At 71.3% G+C, this 26,317-nt stretch carries 22 protein-coding genes and 3 tRNA genes; 12 read left to right on the top strand and 13 right to left on the bottom strand.

Going from position 1 to position 26,317, the window contains the following annotated elements; genetic code table 11:
* Nucleotides 1–53: 53 nt before the first annotated feature.
* Nucleotides 54–4,595: a PAS domain-containing protein gene (locus ACIBKX_RS21765; RefSeq protein WP_363270413.1), complete on the bottom strand. Its 4,542-nt coding sequence runs from the start codon at nt 4,593–4,595 to the stop codon at nt 54–56.
* A 203-nt stretch (nt 4,596–4,798) separates the two neighbouring features.
* On the bottom strand, nt 4,799–5,245 hold the full coding sequence (locus tag ACIBKX_RS21760; RefSeq protein ID WP_363270414.1) for an SSI family serine proteinase inhibitor: 447 nt from the start codon (nt 5,243–5,245) through the stop codon (nt 4,799–4,801).
* Nucleotides 5,246–5,458: 213 nt separating this feature from the next.
* On the opposite strand from ACIBKX_RS21760, the gene ACIBKX_RS21755 reads away from it, so the two are divergent.
* The 11 genes from ACIBKX_RS21755 to ACIBKX_RS21705 all read left to right on the top strand — a co-directional run bounded on the left by ACIBKX_RS21755 (nt 5,459) and on the right by ACIBKX_RS21705 (nt 16,577).
* A tRNA-Ser gene (locus tag ACIBKX_RS21755) sits at nt 5,459–5,549 on the top strand.
* Between the two features lie 200 nt (nt 5,550–5,749).
* Nucleotides 5,750–5,822: transfer RNA gene (locus ACIBKX_RS21750), tRNA-Arg, on the top strand.
* Nucleotides 5,823–5,924: 102 nt separating this feature from the next.
* Nucleotides 5,925–6,785 carry a DUF2797 domain-containing protein gene (locus ACIBKX_RS21745; protein ID WP_363270522.1) on the top strand — a complete coding sequence of 287 codons (861 nt, stop codon included), beginning with the start codon at nt 5,925–5,927 and terminating at the stop codon, nt 6,783–6,785.
* Between the two features lie 117 nt (nt 6,786–6,902).
* Nucleotides 6,903–7,274 (top strand): antibiotic biosynthesis monooxygenase, encoded by a 372-nt coding sequence (locus tag ACIBKX_RS21740; protein ID WP_363270415.1) that lies wholly within the window; start codon nt 6,903–6,905, stop codon nt 7,272–7,274.
* Nucleotides 7,213–8,154, top strand: a complete 942-nt coding sequence (locus ACIBKX_RS21735) for an amidohydrolase family protein (RefSeq protein ID WP_399375858.1) — start codon at nt 7,213–7,215, stop codon at nt 8,152–8,154. Before ACIBKX_RS21740 ends, ACIBKX_RS21735 begins: the two co-directional genes overlap by 62 nt.
* Nucleotides 8,155–8,234: 80 nt before the next feature.
* Entirely contained in the window at nt 8,235–9,005 is a 771-nt protein-coding gene (locus ACIBKX_RS21730; RefSeq protein WP_363270416.1) for a response regulator transcription factor, read from the top strand.
* On the top strand, nt 9,002–10,606 hold the full coding sequence (locus tag ACIBKX_RS21725) for a HAMP domain-containing sensor histidine kinase (protein ID WP_363270418.1): 1,605 nt from the start codon (nt 9,002–9,004) through the stop codon (nt 10,604–10,606). The genes ACIBKX_RS21730 and ACIBKX_RS21725 overlap by 4 nt, the downstream gene beginning before the upstream one ends.
* 26 nt (nt 10,607–10,632) lie before the next feature.
* Nucleotides 10,633–11,955: a bifunctional glycosyltransferase family 2/GtrA family protein gene (locus ACIBKX_RS21720; RefSeq protein WP_363270419.1), complete on the top strand. Its 1,323-nt coding sequence runs from the start codon at nt 10,633–10,635 to the stop codon at nt 11,953–11,955.
* Complete coding sequence (locus tag ACIBKX_RS21715) at nt 11,952–14,132, top strand: glycosyltransferase family 39 protein (RefSeq protein ID WP_363270420.1); 2,181 nt, start codon at nt 11,952–11,954, stop codon at nt 14,130–14,132. Before ACIBKX_RS21720 ends, ACIBKX_RS21715 begins: the two co-directional genes overlap by 4 nt.
* A gap of 118 nt (nt 14,133–14,250) precedes the next feature.
* Nucleotides 14,251–15,756, top strand: a complete 1,506-nt coding sequence (locus ACIBKX_RS21710; protein WP_363270421.1) for an MFS transporter — start codon at nt 14,251–14,253, stop codon at nt 15,754–15,756.
* A 50-nt stretch (nt 15,757–15,806) separates the two neighbouring features.
* Nucleotides 15,807–16,577 (top strand): TetR/AcrR family transcriptional regulator C-terminal domain-containing protein, encoded by a 771-nt coding sequence (locus tag ACIBKX_RS21705; protein ID WP_363270422.1) that lies wholly within the window; start codon nt 15,807–15,809, stop codon nt 16,575–16,577.
* Nucleotides 16,578–16,603: 26 nt separating this feature from the next.
* On the opposite strand, the gene ACIBKX_RS21700 is transcribed toward ACIBKX_RS21705, so the two are convergent.
* The 3 genes from ACIBKX_RS21700 to ACIBKX_RS21690 form a co-directional block, all read right to left on the bottom strand.
* On the bottom strand, nt 16,604–17,422 hold the full coding sequence (locus ACIBKX_RS21700) for a YceI family protein (RefSeq protein WP_363270423.1): 819 nt from the start codon (nt 17,420–17,422) through the stop codon (nt 16,604–16,606).
* Between the two features lie 160 nt (nt 17,423–17,582).
* Nucleotides 17,583–20,102 carry a DHA2 family efflux MFS transporter permease subunit gene (locus tag ACIBKX_RS21695; protein ID WP_363270424.1) on the bottom strand — a complete coding sequence of 840 codons (2,520 nt, stop codon included), beginning with the start codon at nt 20,100–20,102 and terminating at the stop codon, nt 17,583–17,585.
* Nucleotides 20,103–20,116: 14 nt separating this feature from the next.
* A complete protein-coding gene (locus tag ACIBKX_RS21690; RefSeq protein ID WP_363270426.1) occupies nt 20,117–20,614 on the bottom strand; it encodes a MarR family transcriptional regulator in 498 nt (165 codons plus the stop codon).
* 172 nt (nt 20,615–20,786) lie between these two features.
* Between ACIBKX_RS21690 and ACIBKX_RS21685 the strand changes: the two genes are divergently transcribed.
* Complete coding sequence (locus ACIBKX_RS21685) at nt 20,787–20,990, top strand: hypothetical protein (protein ID WP_363270427.1); 204 nt, start codon at nt 20,787–20,789, stop codon at nt 20,988–20,990.
* A 134-nt stretch (nt 20,991–21,124) separates the two neighbouring features.
* Here ACIBKX_RS21685 and ACIBKX_RS21680 read toward each other — a convergent pair whose 3' ends face one another.
* The 8 genes from ACIBKX_RS21680 to ACIBKX_RS21645 all read right to left on the bottom strand — a co-directional run bounded on the left by ACIBKX_RS21680 (nt 21,125) and on the right by ACIBKX_RS21645 (nt 26,245).
* The gene (locus tag ACIBKX_RS21680) at nt 21,125–21,859 is read right to left on the bottom strand and encodes a hypothetical protein (protein WP_363270428.1); all 735 of its coding nucleotides are present in this window, start codon (nt 21,857–21,859) and stop codon (nt 21,125–21,127) included.
* An 88-nt stretch (nt 21,860–21,947) separates the two neighbouring features.
* On the bottom strand, nt 21,948–22,808 hold the full coding sequence (locus tag ACIBKX_RS21675; protein WP_363270429.1) for an RNA polymerase sigma factor SigF: 861 nt from the start codon (nt 22,806–22,808) through the stop codon (nt 21,948–21,950).
* A gap of 268 nt (nt 22,809–23,076) precedes the next feature.
* Nucleotides 23,077–23,904: an RNA polymerase sigma factor SigF gene (locus tag ACIBKX_RS21670; protein ID WP_363270430.1), complete on the bottom strand. Its 828-nt coding sequence runs from the start codon at nt 23,902–23,904 to the stop codon at nt 23,077–23,079.
* A gap of 181 nt (nt 23,905–24,085) precedes the next feature.
* A complete protein-coding gene (locus ACIBKX_RS21665) occupies nt 24,086–24,379 on the bottom strand; it encodes a Dabb family protein (protein ID WP_363270431.1) in 294 nt (97 codons plus the stop codon).
* 43 nt (nt 24,380–24,422) lie between these two features.
* Nucleotides 24,423–24,602, bottom strand: a complete 180-nt coding sequence (locus ACIBKX_RS21660) for a hypothetical protein (RefSeq protein ID WP_363270432.1) — start codon at nt 24,600–24,602, stop codon at nt 24,423–24,425.
* A 387-nt stretch (nt 24,603–24,989) separates the two neighbouring features.
* Nucleotides 24,990–25,074, bottom strand: a tRNA-Ser gene (locus tag ACIBKX_RS21655).
* A 58-nt stretch (nt 25,075–25,132) separates the two neighbouring features.
* Nucleotides 25,133–25,618, bottom strand: coding sequence for a nucleoside deaminase (locus ACIBKX_RS21650; protein ID WP_363270524.1), 486 nt, complete (start codon nt 25,616–25,618; stop codon nt 25,133–25,135).
* Nucleotides 25,619–25,696: 78 nt separating this feature from the next.
* Nucleotides 25,697–26,245, bottom strand: coding sequence for a hypothetical protein (locus ACIBKX_RS21645; RefSeq protein WP_363270433.1), 549 nt, complete (start codon nt 26,243–26,245; stop codon nt 25,697–25,699).
* Nucleotides 26,246–26,317 lie beyond the last annotated feature (72 nt).

Genomic DNA, 26,317 nt, shown 5'->3' with positions numbered 1-26,317 from the left:
GCGATACGCCGTTCCCGACAACCCGGGAGCGGCGTATCGCCGTACCTGGAGCCTTAGTTCGTACCGATCTTCGCCAGCAGATCCACGATGCGGCCCTGCACCTCGCCGCTCGTCGACCGCTCCGCGAGGAACAGCACCGTCTCGCCCGCCGCGAGCCGCGGCAGTTCCGTCTCGTCGACGGCGGCGGTGTAGACGACGAGCGGGGTGCGGTTCAACTGGCCGTTCGCGCGCAGCCAGTCGATGATTCCGGCGCGCCGGCGGCGTACCTGCATCAGGTCCATCACGACCAGGTTCGGCCGCATCTGCGCCGCGAGCGTCACCGCGTCCGCGTCGCTCTCGGCCCGCGCGACCTGCATCCCGCGCCGCTCAAGCGTCGCGGTGAGGGCGAGCGCGATCTCCTCGTGCTCCTCGATGAGCAGGACGCGCGGCGGGTGCTGCTCGCTGTCGCGGGGTGCGAGTGCCTTCAGGAGTACGGCGGGGTCGGCGCCATAGGCGGCCTCGCGGGTCGCCTGGCCGAGTCCCGCCGTGACGAGTACGGGAACCTCGGCGGCGACGGCCGCCGTGCGCAGCGACTGCAGCGCCGTACGCGTGATGGGCCCGGTCAGCGGGTCGACGAAGAGCGCCGCGGGGAACGCGGCGATCTGGGCGTCGACCTCCTCGCGGGAGTTGACGATGACCGGACGGTAGCCGCGGTCGCTCAGCGCCTGCTGGGTGGTGACGTCGGGCGCGGGCCAGACGAGCAGCCGGCGCGGGTTGTCCAGCGGCTCGGGCGGCAGTTCGTCGTCCATGGGCTGCGGCTGGGGCCGGTTGGCGACCTCGACCGCGCCGCCGGGACCGTCAAGCGGCTCCGGGCCCTCGTCGGCGTCCTCGTCCGGTGCGCCGATCGCGTACGCACGTCCTGTGCCCTCGGTGGCGGCCGAGATGCGGGACTGCGGCTGCGCCGCGGCGGTCGCTGAGGCCTGCGGGTGCGGACGGGCGGCCGTCTCGGGGCGCTCCTCGGCGGCGGGCTCGGGAGGCGTGGAGAGCCTGCGGCGACGCCCGGAACCCCCGAGCGTCTGCCCCTGGGCCGCGGCTGCCGCGGCTGCCGCGACGGGCGCGGGCGGTGCCTGCTCGGGGAGCGGCGCGGAGGCGGGCTTGGCATCGGCGGCGGCCGGAGCGGGAGCCGGAGTCGCACCGGGAGCCGGAGCCTGCGGCGGCAGCGGCCCGGCACCTCCGACGGTCCCGCCGGTCTTCACCGGCTCGGGCGTCCGCGAAGACGGCGGGGTCTGCGCGGCCTGCCCGGCCTGCCCGGCCTGCGGAGGCAGCGGCGGTTGCGGCGCCTGCGGCGCCTGCGGGATACGCGGATTCTGCGGGGCCAGCGCTGTCTGAGCCGACTGCGCTGTCTGCGCCGGGGTCGGCTGGTTCCGCTCGGCGAGCGCACGCTGCTGCTCGGCGATCTGCTGACCGAACGGCACGCCCTGCCCGAGCGTCCGCACGCTGATCGCGCGCCCCTGCGTCGAGTTGGGGTCGCCGGGCGCGGCCTCGGCGGGCAGCGGCTGCGCGGCCCGCGCCTGCGGTCCGCGCTCGGGCGGCAGCGCGACGCCCCGGCTCGGCGTGGGCACGCCCTTGGCGGGGGTTGCGATGCCTTCGCCGTACGTCGTCGGCTGCGCGGGCACACCGGCGGGCGGGGTGCTCTGCGAGGCCCCGGCGGCGGGCGACGAAGCCTCGGCCGGGACCGGCGCGGGAGCCGAGTCGGAAGCTGCATCAGGGGTCGGAGCCGCAGCTGAACCCGAAGCCGCAGCCGGAGCCGAAGCCGAAGCCGGAGCCGAAGCCGAAGAGGGGACTGGCGCCGGAGAAGGAACCGGAGCCGCAGCGCCCCGCGACCGCCGACGCCCCGTAGGCACATCGGCCGGATGCGGCTGCGGCGGAGTGTGATCGTTCCCCGGATCGTGCAGCGCGGCCTCGTGCTGCCCCGTTTCGTCCTGGTCCGCCGCGGCGGGCGGCAGCGCGAAGACGCGCCCGCTGGGCGCCTCGTCGGCGGCGGCCCGCTCCTTCGCCGCGGCCAGCGCACGCCGCCGACGCCCGGTCGGCCGGGCCGCGGCAGCCTCGCCGGACTCACCGGCAGCCGCCGGACCTCCGGCCTCCTGCCCGCCGCTCGAAGGCAGCGCGGGCAGCGCCAACTGATCACTGTTACGCCGGGCACGCCGCCCCGAAGTCCCGGCGGCTCCCGGAGCAGCCGCCCCCGCGGGAACGGGCACGCCCTGCGGCGGCACCGTCTCCCCCAGCGCGGCGGACCCGGCCGCGTGCTCGGCGGCGGTCACCACGGAGCCGACGGCACCTTCCACGGCACCCTCGGCGGCGCTGGGCCGGCCACGCCGTCGCCCGGTACCGCCGGAAGTCTGCGAGCTTTCGGAGGCCGCGGCGGCGGCAGCAGCGGCGGCCATCCCCGAAGCATCCGTACCGATCGTCGAGTCAGCGGCAGCTTCGACACCCTCGGCCTCAGCGGCCCGCCGTCCCCGACGCCGCCCGGTCCCGGTCCCGGTCCCGGTGGCGGAAGCCCCCGAAACTCCCGAAATCCCGTCCCCGGCGGTGCCACCGCCAGACACCGCGCTCTCCAGGAACGCGTCGACCGAGGGCCCGGAAGCCCGCCGGGCCCGCCGCCGCCCGCCACCGGTGGTGGCGGAGGCCTGCTCGGGCACGACTACAGAGGCCCCGACGGACGAGGCACCAGAAGCGCCGGAAGCAGGACCACCGGAACCAGCCGCACCGGAAGCAGGACCACCGGAAGCAGGACCACCGGAACCAGCCGCACCGGAAGAACCACCAGAAGCGGAATCCCCGACACTCACCTCAGCCCCGGACCCGGCAGCCGCACCAACCCCAGCCCCAGCCCCAGCCCCCGCCCCACCCCCAATAGGCACCTCAAGCACAAACGCACTGCCGCTCATCCCCGGCACCTCATGCGTCTGCAGCACGCCTCCGTGCGCCCGCACGATGCCCCGCACGATCGGCTCGTGGACCGGATCGCCCCCGGAGTACGGCCCCCGCACCTCGATGCGGACGACCTCGCCGCGCTGGGCGGCGGCCACGACGATCGTCGAGTCCACGTAGCCACCGGCGGCCGGAGCCGCGGCACCCGCACCGCCCCGCGCGTTCCCCGTGGCATCGATCCCGGCGACGTCCGCGACGAGATGGGCCAGCGCGGTGGCGAGCCGCGCGGGGTCGACCTCGACCTCGATCGGCGGCGCGTGCACGGCGAACTGCGCGCGCCCGGGCCCGATCAGCTCGACCGCGCCCTCGACACCACTGGCGACGACGGCATCGAGCATGACCTTGGCGCAGGAAAGCGTCTGCGCACCCGAGTCGAGCGACTGGAACCCGAGGACGTTGTCGACAAGCGTGGTGATCCGCGCATACCCGGCGGAAAGATGATGCAGGACCTGATTCGCCTCGGGCCACAACTGCCCGGCGTCATCGGCGGCCAGAGCCGAAAGCTCACGCCGAAGCTCGTCGATCGGCCCCCGCAACGACGAACCGAGCACGGCGAGCAGCTGCTCATGCCGAGCGGCCAGCGCGTCGTACCGCTCCTTCTCGCTCTCGGCAAGCGCCTCGAAGCGGTCCTTCTCGCGCTCGGCGAGCGCCGCGTACCGCTCCTGTTCGGCGGCGGCCTCCTCGGCGCGCTGCTCGGCGGCGGCGGCGAGTTCGGCGGCGTGCCGCTCGGTGGCGGCTGCCAGCTCCTCCGCGCGCCGCTCGCCGGCCGCGCGCATCTCCTCGGCGTGCTGGGCGAGGGCGGCCTCGTGCTCCTCGGCGAGGGCGTCGTAGGGCCGCCGGTCGGTGAAGGTCATGACGGCGCCGACGAGCTGATCGCCGTCGCGCACGGGAGCGGTCGTCAGGTCGACGGCGACCCGCTCCCCACTCTTGGACCACAGGACCTGCCCGCGCACGCGGTGCTTGCGCCCGGAGCGAAGAGTGTCGGCGAGCGGAGACTCGTCGTACGGAAAAGGCTCACCGTCGGCCCGCGAATGCAGGACCAGCTGATGCAGCTCCTGCCCGCCCAGATCACTGGCCCGGAACCCCAGTATCTGCGCGGCGGCGGGATTGACGAGAACAACCCGCCCCTCCGTGTCCGTCCCGACGACACCCTCGGCGGCGGCCCGCAGGATCATCTCGGTCTGCCGCTGGGAACGGGCGAGTTCGGCCTCGGTGTCCACGGCGCCCGAAAGGTCGCGTACGACGAGCATGAGCAACTCGTCGCCGGTGTACCCGTAATTGTCGTACGCGTCCCGGATGTCTTCCAGGTTCGAGCTGGTGACCTCGACGGGGAACTCGCCGCCGTCGGTGCGCCGCGCGACCATGCGCTTCGGCTTGGTCCGGCCGCGCTCGTCGATGGAATCGGGCCTGCGCATCGATCCGGGAATGAGCCGGGAGTCGAACTCCGGCAGCAGATCGAGCAGTCCGCGCCCCACGAGGGCGGTGCCCGGCGCTTCGAACGCCTCGAGCGCGATCGCGTTCGCGTTCACGACGGTCCCGTTCGCGTTGACGAGGACCAGCGCGTCCGGGAGCGCGTCGAGTATGGCTGCGAGGCGAGCAGCGCCTCGGGATGGCCTGCTGCTCACGACGACGCTTCCTCCCTGGTTACTGCTGCTTGCCGACCCGCTCAGGCCATCTTGCCCCTCGGCCCGTGGCGTGTCACGGGAGGGAGTCTACGGGGAGTGGTTGCGCGCGCGACGCCGGATGAGAGGGAGGTCGCACGCAGAACATGTGAGGCTTCCGTACCGCCTGGTCACGACGAGGTCGCGGCCAGGCGGTTTCGACGGGGCTAGGCGGTGACGTCGGGGAGCACCGGCACGAGCCCGTCCCACCGGGAGATCTCGCATCCGTTGCTGCGGTCGAAGGTCGCGTCGACGGGCCGCCCGTTCCAGGTCCCGGTGATGTGCGCGGTGGCGGGACCGCCGTACTGCATGGTGCACATGGAGTCCTTGGGCACGGGCGCGAAGGTGTCGCTCCCCCATGTCCCCTCGTCGAGCTTCGAGCAGGCCTCCTGCGCGTTCGGGTGCGTGCCGCCCGTCGGGTGACATTCCAGTTCGTACGTCCCGTCCCCCGAGCCGCCTGATTCCTCGACCGTCACGGTGAGGTGGTCGGGGGTCGGCTCGGTGATCGGGGTCGACAGGCGCAGCGGACCCATGTCGGCATGGGCGGCGGTGACGGGCACGGCGCAGAGCGCGGCGGCGGACGCGGCGGCGGTGAGGGCGATGCGGCGCAACATGACGGGGCTCCACTGGGTGCGGGGTACCGGGTACGCGAACACGTAACGGCTCTACCGCCTCTAACGCCGCCCGGCGCGTGACGTTGCGGGCGCACGGGACGCTTTGCCCTGTGGGCCGGACCACTAGTACCGTGGAGGCCGCGATTGGTGACACGCCGCCCGGCTGTGTCATCATCTGCACGCACCCCTCGCGTCCGCGCAGGTGTGCAAGCTGGAGGCGTCGCCTAGTCCGGTCTATGGCGCCGCACTGCTAATGCGGTTTGGGACTTAAATCCCATCGAGGGTTCAAATCCCTCCGCCTCCGCTTCAAGACCCGAAGCCCCGGTCCCCTGGACCGGGGCTTCGGCGCTTCCTCCCCACGCACCACCGTGAGACGCGTTTTCGCAGGTCACAAGGGGTGAGGCAAACGGATTTCACATGACGGCGGCGGTCATGTAATGTTCTTCCTGTCGCCGCGAGCGGGCCGCAAGGCCGGGGAGCGGAGACAGACAAAAGAAAAATCAAGCACTCGTAGCTTAACGGATAGAGCATCTGACTACGGATCAGAAGGTTGCAGGTTCGAATCCTGCCGAGTGCACACAGACGAAAGGCCCCCGGAGATCATCCGGGGGCCTTTCGCGTTGTCCCTCCTTGTCGCGCGGCGTGGGAGCCGGGCGCCGTGCTGGTGAAGACTGGGCGGATGGAGTGGCGCAGTGCGGGGTTGAGCTGGGCGGGTGGGGTGCCTGTGCTCGGGTGGGAGCGGGGGGCCGTCAGTCCGTTGGTCGTGGGGCGGCATGTCGGGTTTCGGGTCTGTGGGGAGCGGCGGTGTGTGGGGGCCCGGGGGAATCCGTGTCCCGAGGGGTGTGTCGTGCCGGGGCGGGCCACGCAGGCGCGGTGTGCCGAGTGTGCTCGGCTTGATCGGGCGCATTCCGTCGCCGCCGACACCATCGCCGATGATCCGCGTACCTATCGGGTGTATCTGGCCTGGTTCGGGCCGGGGATGGTGAAAGTCGGGATCACCCGGGAGGAGCGGGGGGCCGCGCGGCTGCTTGAGCAGGGGGCCGTCGCGTTCGGCTGGCTGGGGCGGGGGCCGTTGATGGCGGCTCGGCGGGCCGAGGAGCTGCTGAAGGTGGCGCTCGGGGTGCCGGATCGGGTCTCGTACGGGAGGAAGCGGGCCGTGCGGAGTGCGCTGCCGGGCGTCGATGAGCGGCGGCGGGAGGTTGAGCGGATGCATCGCTTCGCGGTCGGGCTTGAGGGGTGGCCTGAGTCCCTGGAGCCCTTGCCCGGGGATGTCGTGGACCACGGGGCGGTGTTCGGGGTCGAGCGGCTTGCGGGGGTTCGGGGCTTCGCCGTCACCGAGCTCGTCGACGGTGGCGTCGTGTCCGGAGTGCTTGTTGCCGTTGCCGGGCCCGATCTGTGTCTCGACGACTCCGGGCGGCTTGTCGTGCTCGACAGTCGGTTGCTTCGGGGGTGGCGGGTCGAGGCCGTCAAGGGGAGTGCGGGGCGGACCACCACTGTTCCGCTGCGGGAGTTGCCCGTCGAGCAGGGCGGGTTGTTCTGAGGCCGCAGCCCTCGGCGCAGGGCCTGGCTGACCGGAAGGTCAAGGATCGTTTCCCGTACGGCAATGAAGGACGGGAAGGGGTGGACAGCGCGGGGCGCTTGACCCAGCCTGAGGGACATGAGTGATCAGCCGGTGGCGCCTGTCCCGCCCGTCCAGCCCTTTGAACCGCCTTACTACACCGTCGTGTTCAGCTCGCTGCGCACCGAGGGCGACCACGGCTACGGCGAGACCGCCGAGCACATGGACGAGCTGGTCCAGAAGATTCCCGGCTTCCTGGGGATGGAGAGCGCGCGCACGCCCGGCGGGCTCGGCATCACCGTCGGGTACTTCCGTGACGAGGACGCCATCAAGGAGTGGCGCGCCGTCGCCGAGCACCGGGCGGCCCAGCGGCGCGGGCGCGAGGAGTGGTACGAGTCGTACTCCGTCCATGTCGCCAAGGTCGAGCGGAGCTACGGGTTCGAGAAGGGCCGGCGACGTGAACGTGCCTAGCGACGAGGCCGTGGGGGTGCGGCGGTTCTGGGAGCGGCTCGGCCTGCCCGGACTCGTCGACGTACACACGCACTTCATGCCCGACCGGGTGCTCGCCAAGGTGTGGCAGTACTTCGACTCGGCCGGGCCGCTCGTCGGGATGCGGTGGCCCATCGCCTACCGGCACGAGGAGGAGCGCAGGATCGCGATCCTGCGGGAGTTCGGGGTGCGGGCCTTCACGTCGATGGTCTATCCGCACAAGGCCGGCATGGCCGCTTGGCTCAACGGGTGGGCCGCCGACTTCGCCGCCGCGACCCCCGACTGTCTGCGGACGGCCACCTTCTATCCCGAGCCCGGCGCCGAGGCGTATGTCCGGGAGGCCGTCGAAGGCGGGGCCCGGATCTTCAAGGCGCATGTGCAGGTGGGGGGTTACGACCCCAATGACGACCGGCTCGATGCCGTGTGGGGGCTGCTCGCCGACGCCGGGATTCCTGTTGTGACGCACTGCGGGTCCGGGCCCGCGCCCGGCAAGCACACCGGCCCCGAGCCCATCGGGCGGCTGCTCGCGCGCCACCCCCGGCTGCGGCTGGTCGTGGCGCACATGGGGATGCCGGAGCACGCCGACTTCCTCGACCTCGCCGAGCGGTACGAGGAGGTGCGGCTGGACACCACCATGGCGTTCACCGACTTCACCGAGCGGTTCAGCGCCTTTCCGCGCGCGGAGCTGCCGCGGCTCGTGGAGTTGGGGGAGCGGATCCTGCTGGGTACGGACTTTCCCAATATTCCGTACGCGTACGTCCATCAGCTGGAGGCGCTCGAGCGGCTCGGGTTGGGCGATGCGTGGCTGCGGGGCGTGTGTCATGACAATGGGGCGCGGCTCTTCGGGCTGCCCCCGGCGTAGAGCTTTCCGAGCGTGCTTTCTCAGGGAATTCACAGGTTCCGGCAAGAGCTCTCTCAGGGCCGCCCCGCACGCTGTGGGGCATGACTACGACCTCGCCCCAGGGGCGTACCGAACTGCTCAGGCCGGACGGGAGTCCCGTACGTGTCCTCGTCGTCGACGACGAGGTGTCGCTGACCGAGCTGCTCTCCATGGCCCTGCGCTACGAGGGCTGGCAGATCCGCAGCGCGGGCGACGGGGCCGGCGCCGTGCGCACCGCGCGGAGCTTCAGGCCCGACGCCGTGGTGCTCGACATGATGCTGCCGGACATGGACGGCCTCGCCGTGCTCGGGCGGCTGCGGCGTGAGCTGCCCGATGTGCCCGTGCTCTTCCTGACCGCGAAGGACGCCGTCGAGGACCGTATCGCCGGGCTCACGGCCGGCGGCGACGACTATGTGACCAAGCCCTTCAGCCTGGAGGAGGTCGTGGCACGGTTGCGCGGCCTCATCCGGCGGGCGGGAGCGGCCGGGGACCGGCGCAGTGAGTCCGTGCTCGCCGTCGGTGACCTCACCCTCGACGAGGACAGCCACGAGGTCACGCGGGGCGGGGACTCCATCCACCTCACCGCCACCGAGTTCGAGCTGCTCCGCTACCTCATGCGCAATCCGCGGCGCGTGCTCAGCAAGGCGCAGATCCTCGACCGGGTCTGGAGCTATGACTTCGGCGGCCAGGCCAACGTCGTCGAGCTCTACATCTCGTACCTGAGGAGGAAGATCGACGCCGGACGCGAGCCGATGATCCACACGCGGCGCGGTGCCGGATATCTGATCAAGCCCGCGCCCGCACCCACGGCCGTGGAGGCCGCCGCCTCATGAGGCGGAGACGGCAGCCGCGGTCGCTGCGGACGCGGCTCGTCGTCTCGGCGGTCGGCCTGATCGCCGTGGTCTGCGCGGTGATCGCGACGGTGACGACCATCGCCCTGCACTCACATCTGTACGAGCAGCTGGACGCCTCGCTCGACACGGTCGCGATGCGCGCCTCCGGGCCACCCGGCACGGTCGGCGAGCTGCCCGGCGGCCACCGGCTGCCCGACGACGACGGCGATCCGCTGCAGTTCGTCTACAAGGGCCCGCAGGAGATCGGCACCATAGGTGCCGTCGTCGAGGACGACGGGGCGGTCGGCCAGGCCCTCGTCAGCACCGAGCCGGACAGCGACAGCGGCAGCCCCGCGCCGCAGACCGAGCGGCTCGACGCGGACCAGTCCGGGGCGCTGCGCTCCGTGCCGCGCGACGGGCAGCCGCACAACGTCGACATCCCCGGCCTCGGCGAGTACCGCGTGGAGTACGCGACCGGCGTCAACGGGGACTTCCTCGTCGGCATCCCCACCACCAAGGTGCAGAACACCCTCAGTACGTTGATCATCGTCGAGGTCAGTGTCACCGCCGCGGGCCTGGTCGCCGCCTCGCTCGCCGGTGCCGCCATGGTCGGCGTCGCGCTGCGGCCCCTGCGCCGCGTCGCCGCGACCGCGACCCGCGTCTCCGAACTCCCGCTGCACAGCGGCGAGGTCACGCTGTACGAGCGGGTCCCCGACGCCGACGCGGACACCGAGGTCGGTCAGGTGGGCGCCGCGCTCAACCGGATGCTCGACCATGTGCACTCCGCGCTGGAAGCGCGCCAGGAGAGCGAGATGCGGGTACGCCGGTTCGTGGCGGACGCCAGCCATGAGCTGCGTACGCCGCTGGCCTCGATCCGCGGGTATGCCGAACTGACCCGCCGGGGGCGGGAGTCCACCGGGCCCGACACCCGGCACGCGCTCGGCCGGATCGAGTCCGAGGCCCAGCGGATGACGGGGCTCGTGGAGGATCTGCTGTTGCTGGCCCGGCTCGACGAGGGCAGGGACGCCGGGCGCGCCGGAGCCCCCGCAACCGCGAGACAGCCGCTCACATACGAGAGCACCGATCTCTCACCCCTCGTCGTGGATGCCGTCAGCGACGCCCGCGCCGCCGGACTCGACCACCACTGGAGCCTTGAACTGCCGGACGAGCCCGTCCTCGTGCTCGCCGACCCGCCCCGGCTCCACCAGGTCGTCGTCAACCTCCTCGGCAACGCCCGCACGCACACACCGCCGGGCACCAAGGTCACCGCCCGCGTGCTGCGGGACGCGAGCGACAGCGGCGTACGCCTGGAAGTCCAGGACGACGGTCCCGGAATCGCACCCGCCCTGCTCCCCCACGCCTTCGAGCGCTTCGCCCGCGGCGACGCCTCCCGGTCCCGCACCGCCGGGTCCACCGGGCTCGGCCTCGCCCTCGTGCAGGCCATCGTGACGGCGCACGGCGGGGACGTGACGGTGGAGAGCGTGCCGGGGCGGACGGTGTTCGCGGTCACGCTGCCCGCCGTATCGCACCAGGTCAGCGAGCCCGTCAGCGACCCAGGAGCAGACTCACAGGCGGGCCACAGCCTCAGCACACAGCCCTGACAGAGCAGTTGACGAACGTCGGTGGCATGCAAACCACCGACTCTTCCCCGGGCGGCGCTTGCCAGGTGACTCTGCCGGCACGGGCCCACCTTCCCGCCGGCCGGCGCGATGTGCCCGTACCCGCCCCTGTCCTGGACATCGTGATTCCCGTCTACAACGAGGAGAAGGACCTCGGGCCGTGTGTGCGGCGCCTGCACGACCACCTCGTCCGCACCTTCCCCTACCCCTTCCGCATCACCGTCGCGGACAACGCGTCCACGGACCGCACGCCCCAGGTGGCCGCGGGCCTCGCCGCCGCCAGCCCCGAGGTCGAGTACCGGCGGCTGGAGCAGAAGGGGCGCGGCCGGGCGTTGCGCGCCGTCTGGTCGGCATCGGACGCCCCCGTCCTCGCCTATATGGACGTGGACCTGTCCACCGACCTCAACGCGCTGCTCCCGCTGGTGGCGCCGCTGATCTCCGGCCACTCGGACCTGGCGATCGGCTCCCGGCTCGCGCGCAGTTCACGGGTGGTGCGCGGCCCGAAGCGGGAGTTCATCTCGCGTACGTACAACCTCATCCTGCGCGGCTCCCTGCACGCCCGCTTCTCCGACGCCCAGTGCGGGTTCAAGGCGATCCGGGGTGATGTGGCAGGCGTGCTGCTTCCGCTCGTCGAGGACACCGGGTGGTTCTTCGACACGGAGATGCTGGTGCTCGCCGAGCGCGCGGGACTGCGCATCCACGAGGTCCCGGTGGACTGGGTCGACGACCCGAACTCGACGGTCCACCTGGTCAAGACGGCCACCGACGACCTCAAGGGCGTGTGGCGGGTCGGCCGCGCCCTCGCCGTCGGCGCGCTGCCGCTCGACCGGCTCGCCCGCCCCTTCGGGGACGATCCGCGCGACCGGCAGCTGACCGGCGTACCCGGCGGACTCGCCCGCCAGCTGGTCGGCTTCTGCGTGGTGGGCGCGCTCTCCACGCTCTTCTACCTCCTTCTCTACTCCGGCTTCCGTACGTTCACGGGGTCGCAGGCGGCGAACGCGCTGGCCCTCCTCGTGTCGGCCGTCGCCAACACCGCCGCCAACCGGCGGCTGACCTTCGGGGTGCGCGGCCGCGACCGGGCGATGCGGCATCAGGCACAGGGCCTGGTGGTCTTCGCGATCGGACTGGCCCTGACCAGCGGTTCGCTCGCCGCGCTCGACGCGGCCTCCGGCGACCCGTCCCACTCCACGGAGCTCGCGGTGCTCATCGCGGCGAACCTCGCGGCGACCGTCCTGCGCTTTCTGCTCCTGCGGGCCTGGGTGTTCCCGGAGCGGCGTTCCGAAGTCCCGTACCAGCTCACTCATGCTCCCGACCCGAGGAACGCACGATGACGACAACTCCCCATGCCGTAGGGGCTGTAGAGCCACTTCAGTCGGCATCGGACGAGCCGGCCCGGCGCCTCCCCGGCCACCGCCGCCCCGACGACCCGCGCTGGGCCCGCCCCGCGCTGCTCGGCCTGCTGCTCGCGACCGCGGTCCTCTACTTCTGGAACCTCAGCGCCTCCGGTTACGCCAACTCCTTCTACTCCGCGGCCGTCCAGGCGGGCAGCCAGAGCTGGAAGGCGATGTTCTTCGGGTCGCTCGACGCGGGCAACGCGATCACCGTCGACAAGCCCCCGGCATCGCTCTGGCCGATGGCCCTCTCCGTACGCCTCTTCGGGCTCAACTCCTGGGCGATCCTCGCCCCGCAGGTCCTGATGGGCGTCGCGACGGTCGGGGTCCTGTACGCCGCCGTACGCCGTCGCTTCAGCCCGGCGGCCGGGCTGATCGCGGGCGCGGTGTTCGCGGTGACCCCCGTCGCCGCGCTGATGTTCCGCTTCAACAACCCGGACGCGCTGCTCGCGCTCCTGATGACCGTCACCGTGTACTGCGTGCTCCGCGCGCTGGAGCACGGCCGCACCAAGTGGCTGGTCTGGGCGGGCGTCGCGGTCGGCCTCGCGTTCCTGGCCAAGACGCTGCAGGCGTTCCTGATCCTGCCGCCGCTCGCGGTCCTCTACGCGGTGTGCGCGCCGGTGCGGCTGCGCAAGCGCCTGGGCCAACTCGCCCTGTCCGGGCTCGCGATGGTCGTCGCGGGCGGCTGGTGGGTCGCGATCGTGGAGCTGTGGCCCGCCTCGTCACGCCCGTACATCGGCGGCTCCCAGAACAACTCCTTCCTGGAGCTGACCTTCGGCTACAACGGCCTCGGCCGCATCAACGGCGAGGAGACCGGCAGCGTCGGCGGCGGGGGCGGTCCCGGCGGAGGCGGTGGCGGTGGCGGTCAGTGGGGCGAGACCGGCATCGGCCGGATGTTCAACTCCGAGATCGGCAGCCAGATCTCGTGGCTGCTTCCCGCCGCGCTGATCCTGCTCGTCGGCGGCATCGTCCTCACCTGGAAGGCCCGCAGGACCGACGCCACGCGCTCGGCGTTCGTGGCGTGGGGCGGCTCGCTCCTGATGACGGCGGCCGTCTTCAGCTTCATGGCGGGCATCTTCCACCAGTACTACACGGTCGCCCTCGCCCCCTACATCGCGGCGCTGATCGGCATGGGCACCACGGTCCTGTGGGAGGAGCGGGCCAAGTGGTGGGCGGGCGCGCTGCTCGGCGCGGCCGTGGCGGGTACGGCGGTCTGGGGGTACGTCCTTCTCGGCCGCACCCCGGACTATCTGCCGTGGCTGCGCTGGGCTGTGCTGATCGGCGGCCTCGCGGGTGCGCTGGGGCTGCTGCTCGCCGCACGGCTCGGGCGTCAACTTGCGGTCGCCGCGATCGGGTTGAGCTTCGCGGCTTCGGTCGCGGGCCCGGTGGCGTACACGCTCTCCACCGTGAACAGCGCGCACACCGGGTCGATCGTGACGGCGGGGCCTGCCGCGGCGGGGGGCATGGGCGGACCTGGGGGTGGTCCCGGTGGCGGCGGTGGCGGCCGGCCCGGTGGCGGCGGCCCCGGCGGAGGCGCTGGCGGGATGCAGCCGCCGGGGCAGAACGGCCAGGGCGGTCAGCAGGGCGGTCAGCAGGGCGGCGGCATGGGCCAGCCGCCCGGCCAGGGAGGCCAGACCGGCAACCAGCCCCCGGGCCAGCAGGGCCAGCAGGGCCAGCAGGGCGGCCTCCCCGGTGGCGGCACCGCCGAACGCGGCGGAGGCGGCGGCATCGGCGGCCTCCTCAACGGCGCCCAGGTCAGCACCAAGGCGCAGCGGCTCCTGGAGGCCGACGCCGACGACTACACCTGGGCCGCGGCCGCGATCGGCTCGCAGAACGCGGCGAGCTACCAGCTGGCCACCGGCGAACCGGTGATGGCGATCGGCGGCTTCAACGGCAGCGACCCGGCACCGACCCTCGCCCAGTTCAAGCAGTACGTGGAGGACGGCAGGATCCACTACTTCATCTCCGGCGGAGGCGGCATGGGAGGCGGCATGGGAGGCGGCATGGGCGGCGACAGCGGCACCTCGTCCAAGATCAGCTCCTGGGTGGAGGACACCTTCGAGAAGGTCACGGTCGGCAGCGCCACGTTCTACGACCTGACGCAGCCCAAGAGCTGACGGGCCCGCCTCCGCCACCTCGGCCCCGCTCCGGAAATCCCCTTGTACGGCGTACGGGAAGTGCTTTACGGTGTACATCACCGACTTCCCGTACGCCGTATAAGCAGAAGGAGAGGGAATGACGGCAACGACGGCCGCCGAGACCCCCACCACCCCCCAGCCACACCCCCAGCGCTGGATCGTCCTCGGCGTCATCTGCCTCGCCACGCTCACCGTTCTCCTGGACAACACCGTCCTGAACGTCGCGATCCCCTCCCTCACCGAGGAGCTGGACGCGTCGACGTCGGACATCCAGTGGATGATCAACGCCTACTCGCTCGTCCAGTCCGGCCTGCTGCTCACCGCGGGCAGCGCGGCCGACCGCTACGGCCGCAAGAAGATGCTGGCCGCGGGCCTCGCGCTGTTCGGCGTGGGCTCGCTGGTCGCGGGGCTCGCCCAGTCGTCGACGCAGCTCATCGCCGCGCGGGCCGGGATGGGCATCGGCGGCGCGCTCCTGATGACCACCACGCTCGCCGTCATCGTGCAGCTCTTCGACGACAGCGAGCGGATGAAGGCGATCGGCCTCTGGTCGACCGTCAACTCCCTCGGTTTCGCGATCGGACCGCTGGTCGGCGGCGTCATGCTCAATCACTTCTGGTGGGGCGCGATCTTCCTGATCAACATCCCGGTCGCGGTCATCGGCCTGGTCGCCGTCCTCAAGCTGGTCCCCGAGTCCAAGAACCCACAGGGCGACCGGCCCGACCTGCTCGGCGCACTGCTCTCCACCATCGGCATGGCGTCGGTCGTGTACGCGATCATCTCCGGCCCGGAGCACGGCTGGTCGTCGTCGCAGGTGCTGGTCGCGGCCGCGGTCGGTGTCGTCGTCCTCGCCGTGTTCGCCTGGTGGGAGCTGCACATCCCGTACCCGATGCTGGACATGCACTTCTTCCGCAACCAGCGCTTCATCGGTGCCGTCGCGGGCGCGATCCTGGTCGCGTTCGGCATGGGCGGCTCGCTGTTCCTGCTGACCCAGCACCTCCAGTTCGTCCTCGGATACGAACCGCTCGAGGCGGGCCTGCGGACGGCGCCGCTCGCGGTCACCGTCATCGCGCTCAACTTCACCGGGCTCGGCGCGCGGCTCCTGAAGAAGACGAGCACGCCCGCGACCATTCTCATCGGCATGACGCTGCTGTCGGCGGGGCTCGTCGCCATCGCCGTGCTCGGCGGCGACAACTACGCCGGGATGCTGGCCGGGCTCATCATGATGGGCGCGGGCATCGCGCTCGCCATGCCGGCCATGGCCAACGCCATCATGAGCGCGATCCCGCCGGAGAAGGCGGGCGTGGGCGCCGGTATCAACGGCACGCTCGCGGAGTTCGGCAACGGTCTGGGCGTGGCCGTCCTCGGCGCGGTCCTCAACTCCAAGTTCGCCTCGCTCGTGGCCGTGTCGGCGGCCTCGCTGCCGGCGGCGCTCGCGGCGGCCTCGTCGGCGGGTGAGCGGGCGGAGATCGCCGACGCGTTCTCCTCCGGCCTGGAGACCAGCCAGCTGGTGGGCGCGGTGGCCGTTTTCGCCGGTGGTGTCCTCGCGGCCGCGTTGCTCCGGCGGGCGGAGCGGGCAGACTCTGCGGGGACGGCGTCCGCATAGCATCGCATTTGGACCACCGGCAGAAGAGTTCAGGACCAGGAAGGTGCGCCATGGTGAAGGCAGCCGACCGCGCGAAGCACCCCGCGCGGACCAGCGTCTGGCTGGCGGGCAAGGCCCCCCGGAACGGCGCGGGCCGCAGGAGCGATCAGCCGTCGGGCCTGGACCGTGACCGCATCACCGAGGCCACGGTCCGCCTCCTGGACGAGGAGGGCCTGGCCAAGTTCTCCATGCGGCGCCTGGCGGCCGAGCTCAACGTCACGGCGATGAGTGTCTATTGGTACGTCGACACCAAGGACGACCTGCTGGAGCTGGCCCTGGACATGGCGGCGGGGGAGATGCGGCTTCCGGACCCGGCGGCCGTCGACCCCGAGCGGTGGCGCGAGACGCTGCGGGAACTGGCCCAGGAGTACCGGACGTTGCTGGTCCGGCACGCCTGGGTGTCGCCGCTGGTCGGCAACTTCCTGAACATCGGGCCCAACTGGATCAAGTTCTCCCTGGCGGTGCAGGCGGTGGTCCGGGGCACCGGCCTGCCGCCCGCCAAGCACGCCGGCGCGATCGCCGCGGTCTTCCAGTTCGTGTACGGCTTCGGCACCGTCCAGGGTCACTACCTCGCCCGGTGCGCGGCGGCCGGTATGACCCCGGAGGAGTACTTCAACGAGGCGATGGGCGCGCTGTACGCCGACCCTGCGCTGGAGGAGACCCTGCGCAGCTCCTCCGACCTGATGGAGGCGCGGGGCGGCAAGACGGTCGAGGAGATGTGGGAGCTGGACTTCACGGTGGCCGTCGACCTGATGATCGCGGGCATCGAGGCGATGCTGTAGCGGGCGGCCGGGTCCGGCCGCTCCGACTACCCCTGCGGCAGCGACTCGCCCTGCACCGTCTGGATGTCCAGCTCCACCCGGAGGGTCGTGCCGATCGCCGAGATGCCCGCCTGGACCACCTGGTTGTAGTTCATCGCGAAGTCCTCCCTGCGGAGTTCCGCCGTCGCGCGGAACGCCGCCCGCGTGCCGCCCCAGGGGTCCGCCCCGGTGCCGAGATAGCTCAGGTCCAGGTCGACGGGGCGTACGACGCCGTGCATGGTCAGCTCGCCGTGGACCGTCCAGCGGTCCGGACCCGCGGGGGTGAGACCCGTGGAGCGGTAGGTCAGTTCGGGGTACTGGTCGACGTCCAGGAAGTCGGGGGACTTCAGGTGGCCGTCCCGCATGCCGTTGCCCGTGTCGATGGAGGAGGAGCGGATCGTCGCCTCGACCCGTGACTTCTCCACGTCCTCGGCGATCTCCACCCGGCCCGAGAACTCCGTGAACCGGCCGTGCACGCTCGTGATCCCCAGGTGCTGGGCCGTCGCCCCCACCGTGGAGTGCGCCGGGTCGATGGCCCACGGCCCCGGCGGCGGCAGCTCCGTGCCGCCCTGCCGGGCCAGGACGATCGCCCCGACCTCCGCCCGGCCGCTCGCGGTGACCAGCGCGGTCGAGGCCACGGGGGCGTACCCGACCGCGGTGACGATCACCGTGTAGGGGCCGGGGGGAAGCGCCGTGGCGTCGCGCACCGCGCCCTCCTCGTCGGCCGCGGCCCGCAGCACCTGCGTACCCGTCATGTCGGTGAGCGTGACGACGGCGTGGGATACCGCCCAGCCGTCACGCGTCCGGATCCGCGCAGTGAGTCCCATCCCGTTTTTCTCCTTGCCAAGCCTCAAGAAATGGTGCGGCCCCCGGCGGCGGTGACACGGCCGTCCCCTGCCGTGTGCGTCACCGCCGACCCGGGGGCCCTTTCCACACCGGCCGGTGCGCGCGCCCCGCTCGTGGCGCGCGCATCGGCCGGGGTCTGAACTACTCGCCCGGGTGGGCGAGTTCGATGTCGTGATCGCCGACACCCTCACCGGCGACGGTCAGGCCGGTGGCCACCGGCGGGTAGCCGGTCGCGATGACCGTGTACTCGCCGCTGTCCAGGTCGGTGAAGGCGTACGCCCCGTCCGACCCCGTGGTGGCGGTGGCGACGACGTTGCCCGCCGCGTCCACCAGCGTGACCCGCGCGTCGTTCAGCGGACCGCCCTTGGCCCGCACGGTGCCGAGCACCTGCGAACCGGCGTTCAGCTCGACCTCGACCCGCGTGACACCGACCGCGCCGACCTCGACGGGCAGCGCCATCGGGCGGTGGCCCGCGGCGTTCACCGCGATGGTGACCTGGCCGGGCACCAGCTCGGCGAAGGTGAACTCGCCCTGGTCGGTGGTGAGTCCGGTGGCGAGGACATCGCCGCGGACGTCTGTCACGATGACCATCGCGCCGGCCACCGGCAGCTTCCCGTCCGACGCCCGCACCACACCGCTCAGGCCGCTGGTGCCGCTCAGCAGGATGTCGTACGCGAGAGGCTCGTCCGCCACGACGATCGTCGACGCCTGCGGCTGGAAGCCGTCGGCAGAGGCGATCAGTACGTACGAACCCGCTCCCGGCGCGTCGACGGCGTAGGAACCGTCGCCCTGCGCCACCGCACGGCCCAGCTGCCGTCCCCCGAGGGAGATCAGCGTGACCGCGGCCCGCGGCACCGGAGTGCTCTCCGCGCCCCGGACGAAGCCGCGTACCGGAGTTCCGCCGCCCGTGGTCTGGAGCGGTGCGTCATCCGTGGCCGACGAGGCGACCGCGGCGAGCTTCTGCGTGCCCTCGGGGCCCGTCTCCGTGTGCGCGGCGACGGAGGCGAGGACCGGCTCCTGCTCGACGCCGGTGGCGGCGGCCGGGGCCGGGGCCTCGGTCTCCGAGGACTCGGCGGCCTGGGCCAGCGCACCCGACGTACGCAGCGGGACCTCCTTGATGAAGAGCGTGATCAGGAAGGCGATCAGCGCCATCGGCGCGGCGATCAGGAAGACGTCGGCGATGCCGTGCCCGTAGGCGCTCTCCATGACCGTGCGGAAGGGGGCGGGGAGGGCGTCCAGGTCCGGGATGCCGCCGCCACCGGTACCGCCGTGCCCCATGGCCGCGGCCTTCGGGCCGAGGTCCTCCAGGCCGTCCTTCACGTAGTCGGTGATGCGCGTCGACATCACGGCGCCGAGCGCCGAGACGCCGATGGCGCCGCCGAGGGAACGGAAGAAGGTGACGACGGAGCTCGCGGAGCCGAGGTCCTCGGGAGCGACCTGGTTCTGCGTGGCGAGGACCAGGTTCTGCATCATCATGCCGACGCCGAGGCCCATGATCGCCATGTAGATCGCGATGTGCCAGTACTCGGTGTCGTACCGCATCGTGCCGAGCAGACCCAGACCCGCGGTCAGCAGCACACCGCCGGAGACCAGCCAGGCCTTCCACTTGCCGGTCTTGGTGATGATCTGGCCGGAGACCGTCGAGGAGACGAACAGACCGCCGATCATCGGGATCGTCATGACGCCGGACATCGTCGGCGACTTGTCGCGCGCCAGCTGGAAGTACTGGCTGAAGAACACCGTGCCCGCGAACATCGCGACACCCACGAAGAGCGAGGCGAGCGAGGCCAGGGTGATGGTGCGGTTGCGGAAGAGCCGCAGCGGGATGATCGGCTCGCTCGCCTTGGACTCGACGAGCAGGAAGATCAGGCCGAGGACGACCGAACCGCCGACCATCGCGCCCGTCTGCCAGGACATCCAGTCGTACTTGTCACCGGCGAAGGTGACCCAGACCAGGAGCAGCGAGACGGCGGCCGAGATGAAGAAGGCGCCGGCCCAGTCGACCTTGACGTCCCGCTTCACGACGGGGAGCTTCAGGGTCTTCTGGAGGACGATGAGCGCGATGATCGCGAAGGGCACGCCGACGTAGAAGCACCAGCGCCAGCCGAGCCAGTCGGTGTCGGTGATGACACCGCCGAGCAGCGGACCGCCGACGGTGGCGACGGCGAAGGTCGCGCCGAGGTAGCCGGAGTAACGCCCGCGCTCGCGCGGGGAGATCATCGCGGCCATCACGATCTGCGCGAGGGCGGAGAGACCGCCCACGCCGATGCCCTGGACGACACGGCAGGCGATCAGCATCCCGGCGTTCTGCGAGAGACCGGCGACGACCGAGCCGAGCACGTAGATGATCAGGGCTATCTGGACCAGGGCCTTCTTGCTGAAGAGGTCCGCGAGCTTGCCCCACAGGGGCGTGGTCGCCGTCATCGCGAGCAGCGAGGCGGTGACGACCCAGGTGTAGGCGGACTGGCCGCCGCCGAGGTCGCCGATGATTTCGGGCAGGGCGTTGGACACGATCGTCGACGACAGGATCGCGACGAACATGCCGAGCAGCAGGCCGGACAGGGCCTCCATGATCTGGCGGTGCGTCATGGGGGCGCCGCTCTCCTGCGCCCCGTGCTTGGCGTGGCTGCCCCGCACACCGGTTGGTGTGGTTGTTGCCATGGGCTTCCTCTTCGTTACGCGGGTGTACGGGTGGTCTCTCGGGGGGTCTCTTCGGAGACCTGGGGGAGCCGGGCCGAAGCCGCGCGGCAGTCCCCGAAGCTGTCGCGCAGTCGCGCGAGCAGCGTGCTGAGCTGGACGACCTCGTCGTCGGACCAGTCATGCAAGTAGTGGGTGAGCGTCTTGATCGACAGATCGTTCAGCTCATGGACCTTGGCCTTGCCCCGGGGCGTGAGGCGCAGGATCCGGGAGCGCTTGTCGGCGGGGTCGGGATCCCGGTGGATCCACTCCTTCTCCGCGACGTGCGCGACATGGCGGCTGGTCACCGACATGTCCACGGCGAGCAGCTCGGCGAGCCTGCTCATCCGCATCTCTCCGTGCCGGTCGAGCAGGAAGAGTACGGCGGCGGATCCGCCGGGGCAGTCGGCCGGAAGTTCCCGTCCCAGGCCACGCTTCACGGCACCGATGGCGCTGAGCTGTCGGGCCAGCTCCTCGTACTGACGCTGCGCGGCCACGGCACCTCCTATGTTGTTGCTTAGGGCAACGATAGAGACAGTTGGTTGCCGCAGGCAAACTAAAATCGGACCAAGGCCCTAAAGAGTCGGCAAAGGTCTGGGACCCCGCTCGTAAAGTCCCTGGCCAGAGGGGGTTGGGCCGGGAGCGGAGGATTCGCTAGGGTCCTTCTCCATGGCACACAACCCCCAGGGTCCCCAGGGCAACCCCGACCCCGCCGGCAGCACGCAGATGTTCCGCGCTTTCGTGGACGAGGAGCCGGCGGGCCGCCGCCAGCAGCAGGCGTCCGCACCGGCGGGCCCGCGCATCGGCCTGATCATCGGAATCGTGGTGGCGATCGCGGTGGTGGCGGGAGTGGCGTGGCTGGCGCTCAAGTAGCGTCACCGCTTCAGCAGGGGCCCGCGCCCCTGCCGGGGGCGCCCCTTTAGGGGCGCGGGGCTGTGACATGTGCGGCTCCGCCGCGTGGGCGCGAGCAACCACAGACGGCCCGCGCCACGAGAACCGCCCGGCCCCTACTTCCACTCCACGGAGACGTCCCGAGTCTCCACATGCATGCCCAGCGGCACCCGCCACGCGTCCACGCACACGTTCCAGCTCTTCGTCACGGACTTTCCGGCACCGATGGGCGCCGGCAGCTTCTCCGTGGATTCAAGCGTCGCCCAGTCGACGCCGAGCGCCCCGATGACGTGCGTCTCAAAGGTGACCCTCCCCGAACGCACCGCCGTTCCACCGGTGTTGCGAAAGGTGACGCCCACCTTCTCGCACCACCGCTCGTCGGCAGGCTTCAACTCGGGCTCACCGAAGCTCAGTTTCGCGGGCCCCGAGGGCTCCGCGCTGCCGGGCGCGGACGGATCAGGGCTCGCCGAAGGCCCTTCCGTACGACTGGAGTTGTCGCCGCCACTGGCCGGAGGCGAACCGCCAGCCGTGGCCGGGCTGCCCGAACCGTCCTTGCCGCCGGGCGACTTGGCGCCTGACGACCTGGCGCCGGACGGCGCGCCGCCATCGGGCCCGTCGGCCTTCTCCGGTGCTTCGGAGCCACTGCCCTTGGGGTCCGGCGACTTCGCGGGAGCCTCGTCCAGCGGGACGATCTCCACGTCCCCGGTGGGCGCCACGCCAGTTCCCGCCGCCCGCTCAGGGCTCGCCGCAGCCGCCCCGGTGGCCACCCGGCCCTCGCCCGCGCTGCCGCAGGCGCTCACCAGACCACCCAGGCACAGCGCAGCCGCTACGTTCCGTACGCCACGTCGCATCGCGCCAGTGTGGCTGACGGTCCGTCACTTAGGAACCCCGTCAGCAACACCGGTCACTCCGTGGCGCATTGAACCCCGGTCCGGCGCCTCAGTCGGCGATCAGCCCTTCCCGCAGCTGCGAGAGCGTCCGGGTGAGCAGCCGGGAGACGTGCATCTGGGAGATGCCGACCTCCTCGCCGATCTGCGACTGCGTCATGTTCGCGAAGAACCGCAGCATGATGATGCGGCGCTCGCGCGGCGGCAGCTTGGCGAGCAGAGGCTTCAGCGACTCGCGGTACTCGACGCCTTCCAGGGCGCTGTCCTCGTACCCGAGACGGTCCGCGAGGGAGCCCTCGCCGCCGTCGTCCTCGGGGGCCGGCGAGTCCAGCGAGGACGCGGTGTACGCGTTCCCCACCGCCAGGCCGTCGACCACGTCCTCCTCGGACACCCCGAGCGCCTTGGCGAGCTCCGGCACCGTCGGGGAGCGGTCGAGCCGCTGGGCCAGCTCGTCGCTGGTCTTGGTGAGCGCGAGCCGCAGCTCCTGGAGACGGCGCGGGACGCGCACCGACCAACTCGTGTCGCGGAAGAAGCGCTTGATCTCACCGACGACGGTCGGCATCGCGAACGTCGGGAACTCCACGCCGCGTTCGCAGTCGAAGCGGTCGATCGCCTTGATCAGGCCGATCGTGCCGACCTGGACGATGTCCTCCATCGGTTCGTTGCGGCTGCGGAAGCGGGCCGCCGCGTACCGGACGAGGGGGAGGTTCAGCTCGATCAGCGTGTCGCGCACATAGACGCGCTCCGGGCTGTCCTGGTCGAGTGCGGCGAGCCGCAGGAAGAGGGAGCGGGACAGGGTGCGTGTGTCGATGACTTCGGAAGCCCCGGCTACGGCTTCGGCCACAAGCGCGTCGGGCGCGGATTCGCTCTTCGTGAGCGTGAGCACCTTCGAGCTGCCCTGGTCTGCGGACATGCCACCCCCTTGAGGTCGCGGACGGTCACGGCGACGCTCCCGTCGGAGGAACGCAGCCTCCACCTGAATACCGGTCGTGGGGCTCCGGCAAACGCGGTTCCAGCAGAATGTCACATGTCGGCAACACGCTGTAGTTACTTGTCGACAAAGAAGGGTGACATCACCGCAGGAGAGAGGGGGTGCGGAGGATTTCGGGGCGCGAAAACGCAGAGAACCGGGTGGAGCGCGCTCCACCCGATCCGGTTACGCCTCGATCCGGTATGCGGATCTACGCCTCGATCCGATTCGCCGACCGCAGCCGCGCGAAGCTCCTGGCGAGCAGCCGCGACACATGCATCTGGGAGACGCCCAGTTCGGCGCTGATCTGTGACTGCGTCAGATTGCTGTAGTAGCGAAGCAGCAGGATCCGCTGTTCGCGCTCGGGCAGTTGGACGAGGAGATGGCGGACGAGGTCGCGGTGCTCGACGCCGTCGAGCGCGGGGTCCTCGTAGCCGAGCCGGTCAAGCAGTCCCGGCAGCCCGTCGCCCTCCTGGGCCGCCTCCAACGACGTTGCGTGGTACGAGCGTCCGGCCTCGATGCAGGCCAGGACCTCCTCCTCGGTGATGCGCAGCCGCTCGGCGATCTCGGCGGTCGTGGGCGAGCGCCCGAACGCCGTGGTGAGGTCCTCGGTGGCCCCGGTGACCTGCACCCAGAGCTCGTGAAGACGGCGCGGGACGTGGACCGTTCGTACGTTGTCCCGGAAGTACCGCTTGATCTCGCCGACCACGGTGGGCATCGCGAAGGTCGGGAACTGCACGCCGCGCTCGGGGTCGAAGCGGTCGATGGCGTTGATCAGACCGATCGTGCCGACCTGGACGACGTCCTCCATCGGCTCGTTGCGGCTGCGGAAGCGGGCCGCCGCGTACCGCACCAGCGGCAGATTGGCCTCGATGAGCGCGCCGCGCACGCGGCCGTGCTCGGGGCTGCCCGGTTCGAGCCCCTTGAGCTCGCCGAAGAGCACCTGGGTCAGGGCTCGGGTGTCGGCGCCGCGGGTGCTCGGCGTGGTCGTGATGGGTGGTGCTTCAGGCGCAGTACTGGCCGGCACGGTCAACGCCACCCCTTCTCGGTCAAGCCCAGTCGACCTCGGTCAACTCATCCGTCAAAAGCGGTCATAGCATCACAAGACATGTGCACTGTGTGCAAGCACCCGATAACTACGTGTTGAGGGGCAAGTTGAGGCATAAGACGCGAAGTGGCCCCTCACCGTTCCGGTGAGGGGCCACTTATTGGCGGTCGGATCAGAACTCGTAGTCCGCGATCACCCACGTGGCGAACTCCCGCCACTGGGCGACGCCCGCCTGGTGGGCCGGGTGTTCGATGTACCGCTTCAACGCATCGGTGTCCTCGACCGCCGAGTTGATGGCGAAGTCGTACGCGATGGGCCGGTCGGTGATGTTCCAGTCGCACTCCCAGAACTTCAGCTCGGGGATCTGCCCGCCCAGGGCGCGGAAGGCCTTGACGCCCTCGACGACGCGCGGCTCGTCGCGCTGTACGCCGTCGTTGAGCTTGAAGAGGACCAGATGGCGGATCATGCGGGCTCCTGGGCAGACGGGGTGGACCGGCGGCCCCGGCCGCTCAGTCCTTGCCTCCGTTGGCGACCCACGTCATGAAGTCGCCGATGCTCTGAGCGGCACTAGAGACCGCCTCGAAGCCTATCTGCACGTAGTCGGCGGCCTTGGCCGGGTCAGTGATGATCACGTACAGGACGAAGACGACGACCGCGAAGAGACCGACCTTTTTCCACTGCACCGCCACGCTTCTGGCCTCCCCTTACCCGCGCCCCGTGTGACCTCTGTGACGGGCGAGAGTCTAACCCGGCCCGTCTTCACCGGGCCTTTAAGGACCAACGGCCCCATGGCACAGGCCCTTTGCCCGGCCCGTCCCGGTTCGGACCGGAGCAGGATGGGTGATGTGCCCCGGCGGATCTGGCAGGAATCCGCGGGCACGGGACTGGCCCCACTGCGGGGTCAGGCGCCGTCGGCTTCCCCCCGGATGACGGCGCTGACTTGAGGGTTCCAGTCCTCATCGGGGGGAGCGGCTTGTCCCCCCGATGCCGCTTCCCCCGGCCTGACTTTCCCCGCCCGGCTTGCGCACGTACGACGAAGGGCCCCGTCCATCGGACGGGGCCCTTCGTGTCGAGAGCGGTAGCGGAGGGATTTGAACCCTCGGTGAGTTTCCCCACACTCGCTTTCGAGGCGAGCTCCTTCGGCCGCTCGGACACGCTACCGAGAGGAACTCTAGCCCAAAGGTGCCCGTGGTCTGAAATCCGTTCTCCGGGGACCGCCTCAGCGCTCCCGGAAGAACCGCGTGAGCTGCCCGGCGGCCTCCTGCTCCAGCACCCCGTGGATCACCTCGGGACGGTGGTTGAGCCGTCGATCGCGTACGACGTCCCAGAGCGATCCCACGGCGCCGGCCTTCTCGTCCCGCGCGCCGTAGACGACGCGGTCGACGCGCGCCTGGACGAGCGCGCCCGCGCACATCGTGCAGGGCTCCAGGGTGACGACGAGCGTGCAGCCGGTCAGCCGCCACTCGCCCACCCGTCTCCCGCCACCGCCCTTGCCGGAGGCGCTGCGCGCCGCTGAATCTCTCAGAGCCCGCGCGGCCCCGCGGATGGCGAGCACCTCCGCGTGCGCCGTCGGGTCGCCGGTCGCCTCGCGTTCGTTGTGGCCCGTCGCGAGCACCGTCGTGCCGTCCGGGGACAGCACGACGGCGCCGACGGGCACGTCGCCGCCCCGCACGGCGAGCTCGGCCTCGGCGAGGGCGAGCCGCATGGGCGCCCGCCAGGGGGCGCGTACGGGGTCGGTCTCGGAATCAGGGACAGGGTGGATCGGGTCGGTCACACGGGGAACCTAGCGGACGGTCTCCAGCACCTCCGCCGCCCCGAGGATCTCGGCGATCTCGCCGAGCGCGTCGCCGCTCTCCAGGGCGAGCAGCTCCTTCTTCGGTACGCCGAGGTCGGCGAGGATCTCCGTGTCGCCGAGCGGTCCCGAGGGCACCGCGTCGCCGCCGTCCCCCTCGCCGCCGTCCTGGTCGGCGGAGGCCTCCGGCTCGCCGTCCTCCGTGCCGTCGAGGTCGAGGGCGTCGAGTTCGTCGGCCGGGTCGTCGCCCGGGTCGCGGCCGAGCATCTCGTCGGTGAGCAGGATCTCGCCGTACGAACTGCGGGCGGCCGCGGCCGCGTCCGAGACGTAGATACGAGGGTCCTCCTCACCGTCCACGCGGACGACGCCGAACCACGCGTCCTCCTGTTCGATGAAGACGAGCACTGTGTCGTCGTCGTGGTCGACCGTTGCCTCACGGGCCAGGTCGGCCAGATCCGACAGGGTCTCCACATCGTCGAGCTCCGTGTCGCTCGCTTCCCACCCGTCTTCGGTGCGCGCGAGCAGTGCGGCGAAGTACACCGTGACTCTCCCACTGGTCATAGACAGTGCCGGTTGACGGTCTGGGTGTCCCCCCGGCGAGTTCGGGGAGCG

Source organism: Streptomyces sp. NPDC050658, from assembly GCF_044457025.1.
Taxonomy (GTDB): Bacteria; Actinomycetota; Actinomycetes; order Streptomycetales; family Streptomycetaceae; genus Streptomyces.
Note: the sequence above shows the minus strand (reverse complement) of the source record. Positions and strands in the feature narration are given on the sequence as shown.

Coding starts and splice junctions, on each gene's coding strand:
- ACIBKX_RS21760 (WP_363270414.1), bottom strand. CDS start 5,245: ATGTTGCGCCGCATCGCCCTCACCGCCGCCGCGTCCGCCGCCGCGCTC.
- ACIBKX_RS21745 (WP_363270522.1), top strand. CDS start 5,925: ATGGAGTGGCGCAGTGCGGGGTTGAGCTGGGCGGGTGGGGTGCCTGTG.
- ACIBKX_RS21740 (WP_363270415.1), top strand. CDS start 6,903: ATGAGTGATCAGCCGGTGGCGCCTGTCCCGCCCGTCCAGCCCTTTGAA.
- ACIBKX_RS21735 (WP_399375858.1), top strand. CDS start 7,213: ATGTCGCCAAGGTCGAGCGGAGCTACGGGTTCGAGAAGGGCCGGCGAC.
- ACIBKX_RS21730 (WP_363270416.1), top strand. CDS start 8,235: ATGACTACGACCTCGCCCCAGGGGCGTACCGAACTGCTCAGGCCGGAC.
- ACIBKX_RS21725 (WP_363270418.1), top strand. CDS start 9,002: ATGAGGCGGAGACGGCAGCCGCGGTCGCTGCGGACGCGGCTCGTCGTC.
- ACIBKX_RS21720 (WP_363270419.1), top strand. CDS start 10,633: ATGCAAACCACCGACTCTTCCCCGGGCGGCGCTTGCCAGGTGACTCTG.
- ACIBKX_RS21715 (WP_363270420.1), top strand. CDS start 11,952: ATGACGACAACTCCCCATGCCGTAGGGGCTGTAGAGCCACTTCAGTCG.
- ACIBKX_RS21710 (WP_363270421.1), top strand. CDS start 14,251: ATGACGGCAACGACGGCCGCCGAGACCCCCACCACCCCCCAGCCACAC.
- ACIBKX_RS21705 (WP_363270422.1), top strand. CDS start 15,807: ATGGTGAAGGCAGCCGACCGCGCGAAGCACCCCGCGCGGACCAGCGTC.
- ACIBKX_RS21700 (WP_363270423.1), bottom strand. CDS start 17,422: ATGGGACTCACTGCGCGGATCCGGACGCGTGACGGCTGGGCGGTATCC.
- ACIBKX_RS21695 (WP_363270424.1), bottom strand. CDS start 20,102: ATGGCAACAACCACACCAACCGGTGTGCGGGGCAGCCACGCCAAGCAC.
- ACIBKX_RS21685 (WP_363270427.1), top strand. CDS start 20,787: ATGGCACACAACCCCCAGGGTCCCCAGGGCAACCCCGACCCCGCCGGC.
- ACIBKX_RS21680 (WP_363270428.1), bottom strand. CDS start 21,859: ATGCGACGTGGCGTACGGAACGTAGCGGCTGCGCTGTGCCTGGGTGGT.
- ACIBKX_RS21675 (WP_363270429.1), bottom strand. CDS start 22,808: ATGTCCGCAGACCAGGGCAGCTCGAAGGTGCTCACGCTCACGAAGAGC.
- ACIBKX_RS21665 (WP_363270431.1), bottom strand. CDS start 24,379: ATGATCCGCCATCTGGTCCTCTTCAAGCTCAACGACGGCGTACAGCGC.
- ACIBKX_RS21650 (WP_363270524.1), bottom strand. CDS start 25,618: ATGCGGCTCGCCCTCGCCGAGGCCGAGCTCGCCGTGCGGGGCGGCGAC.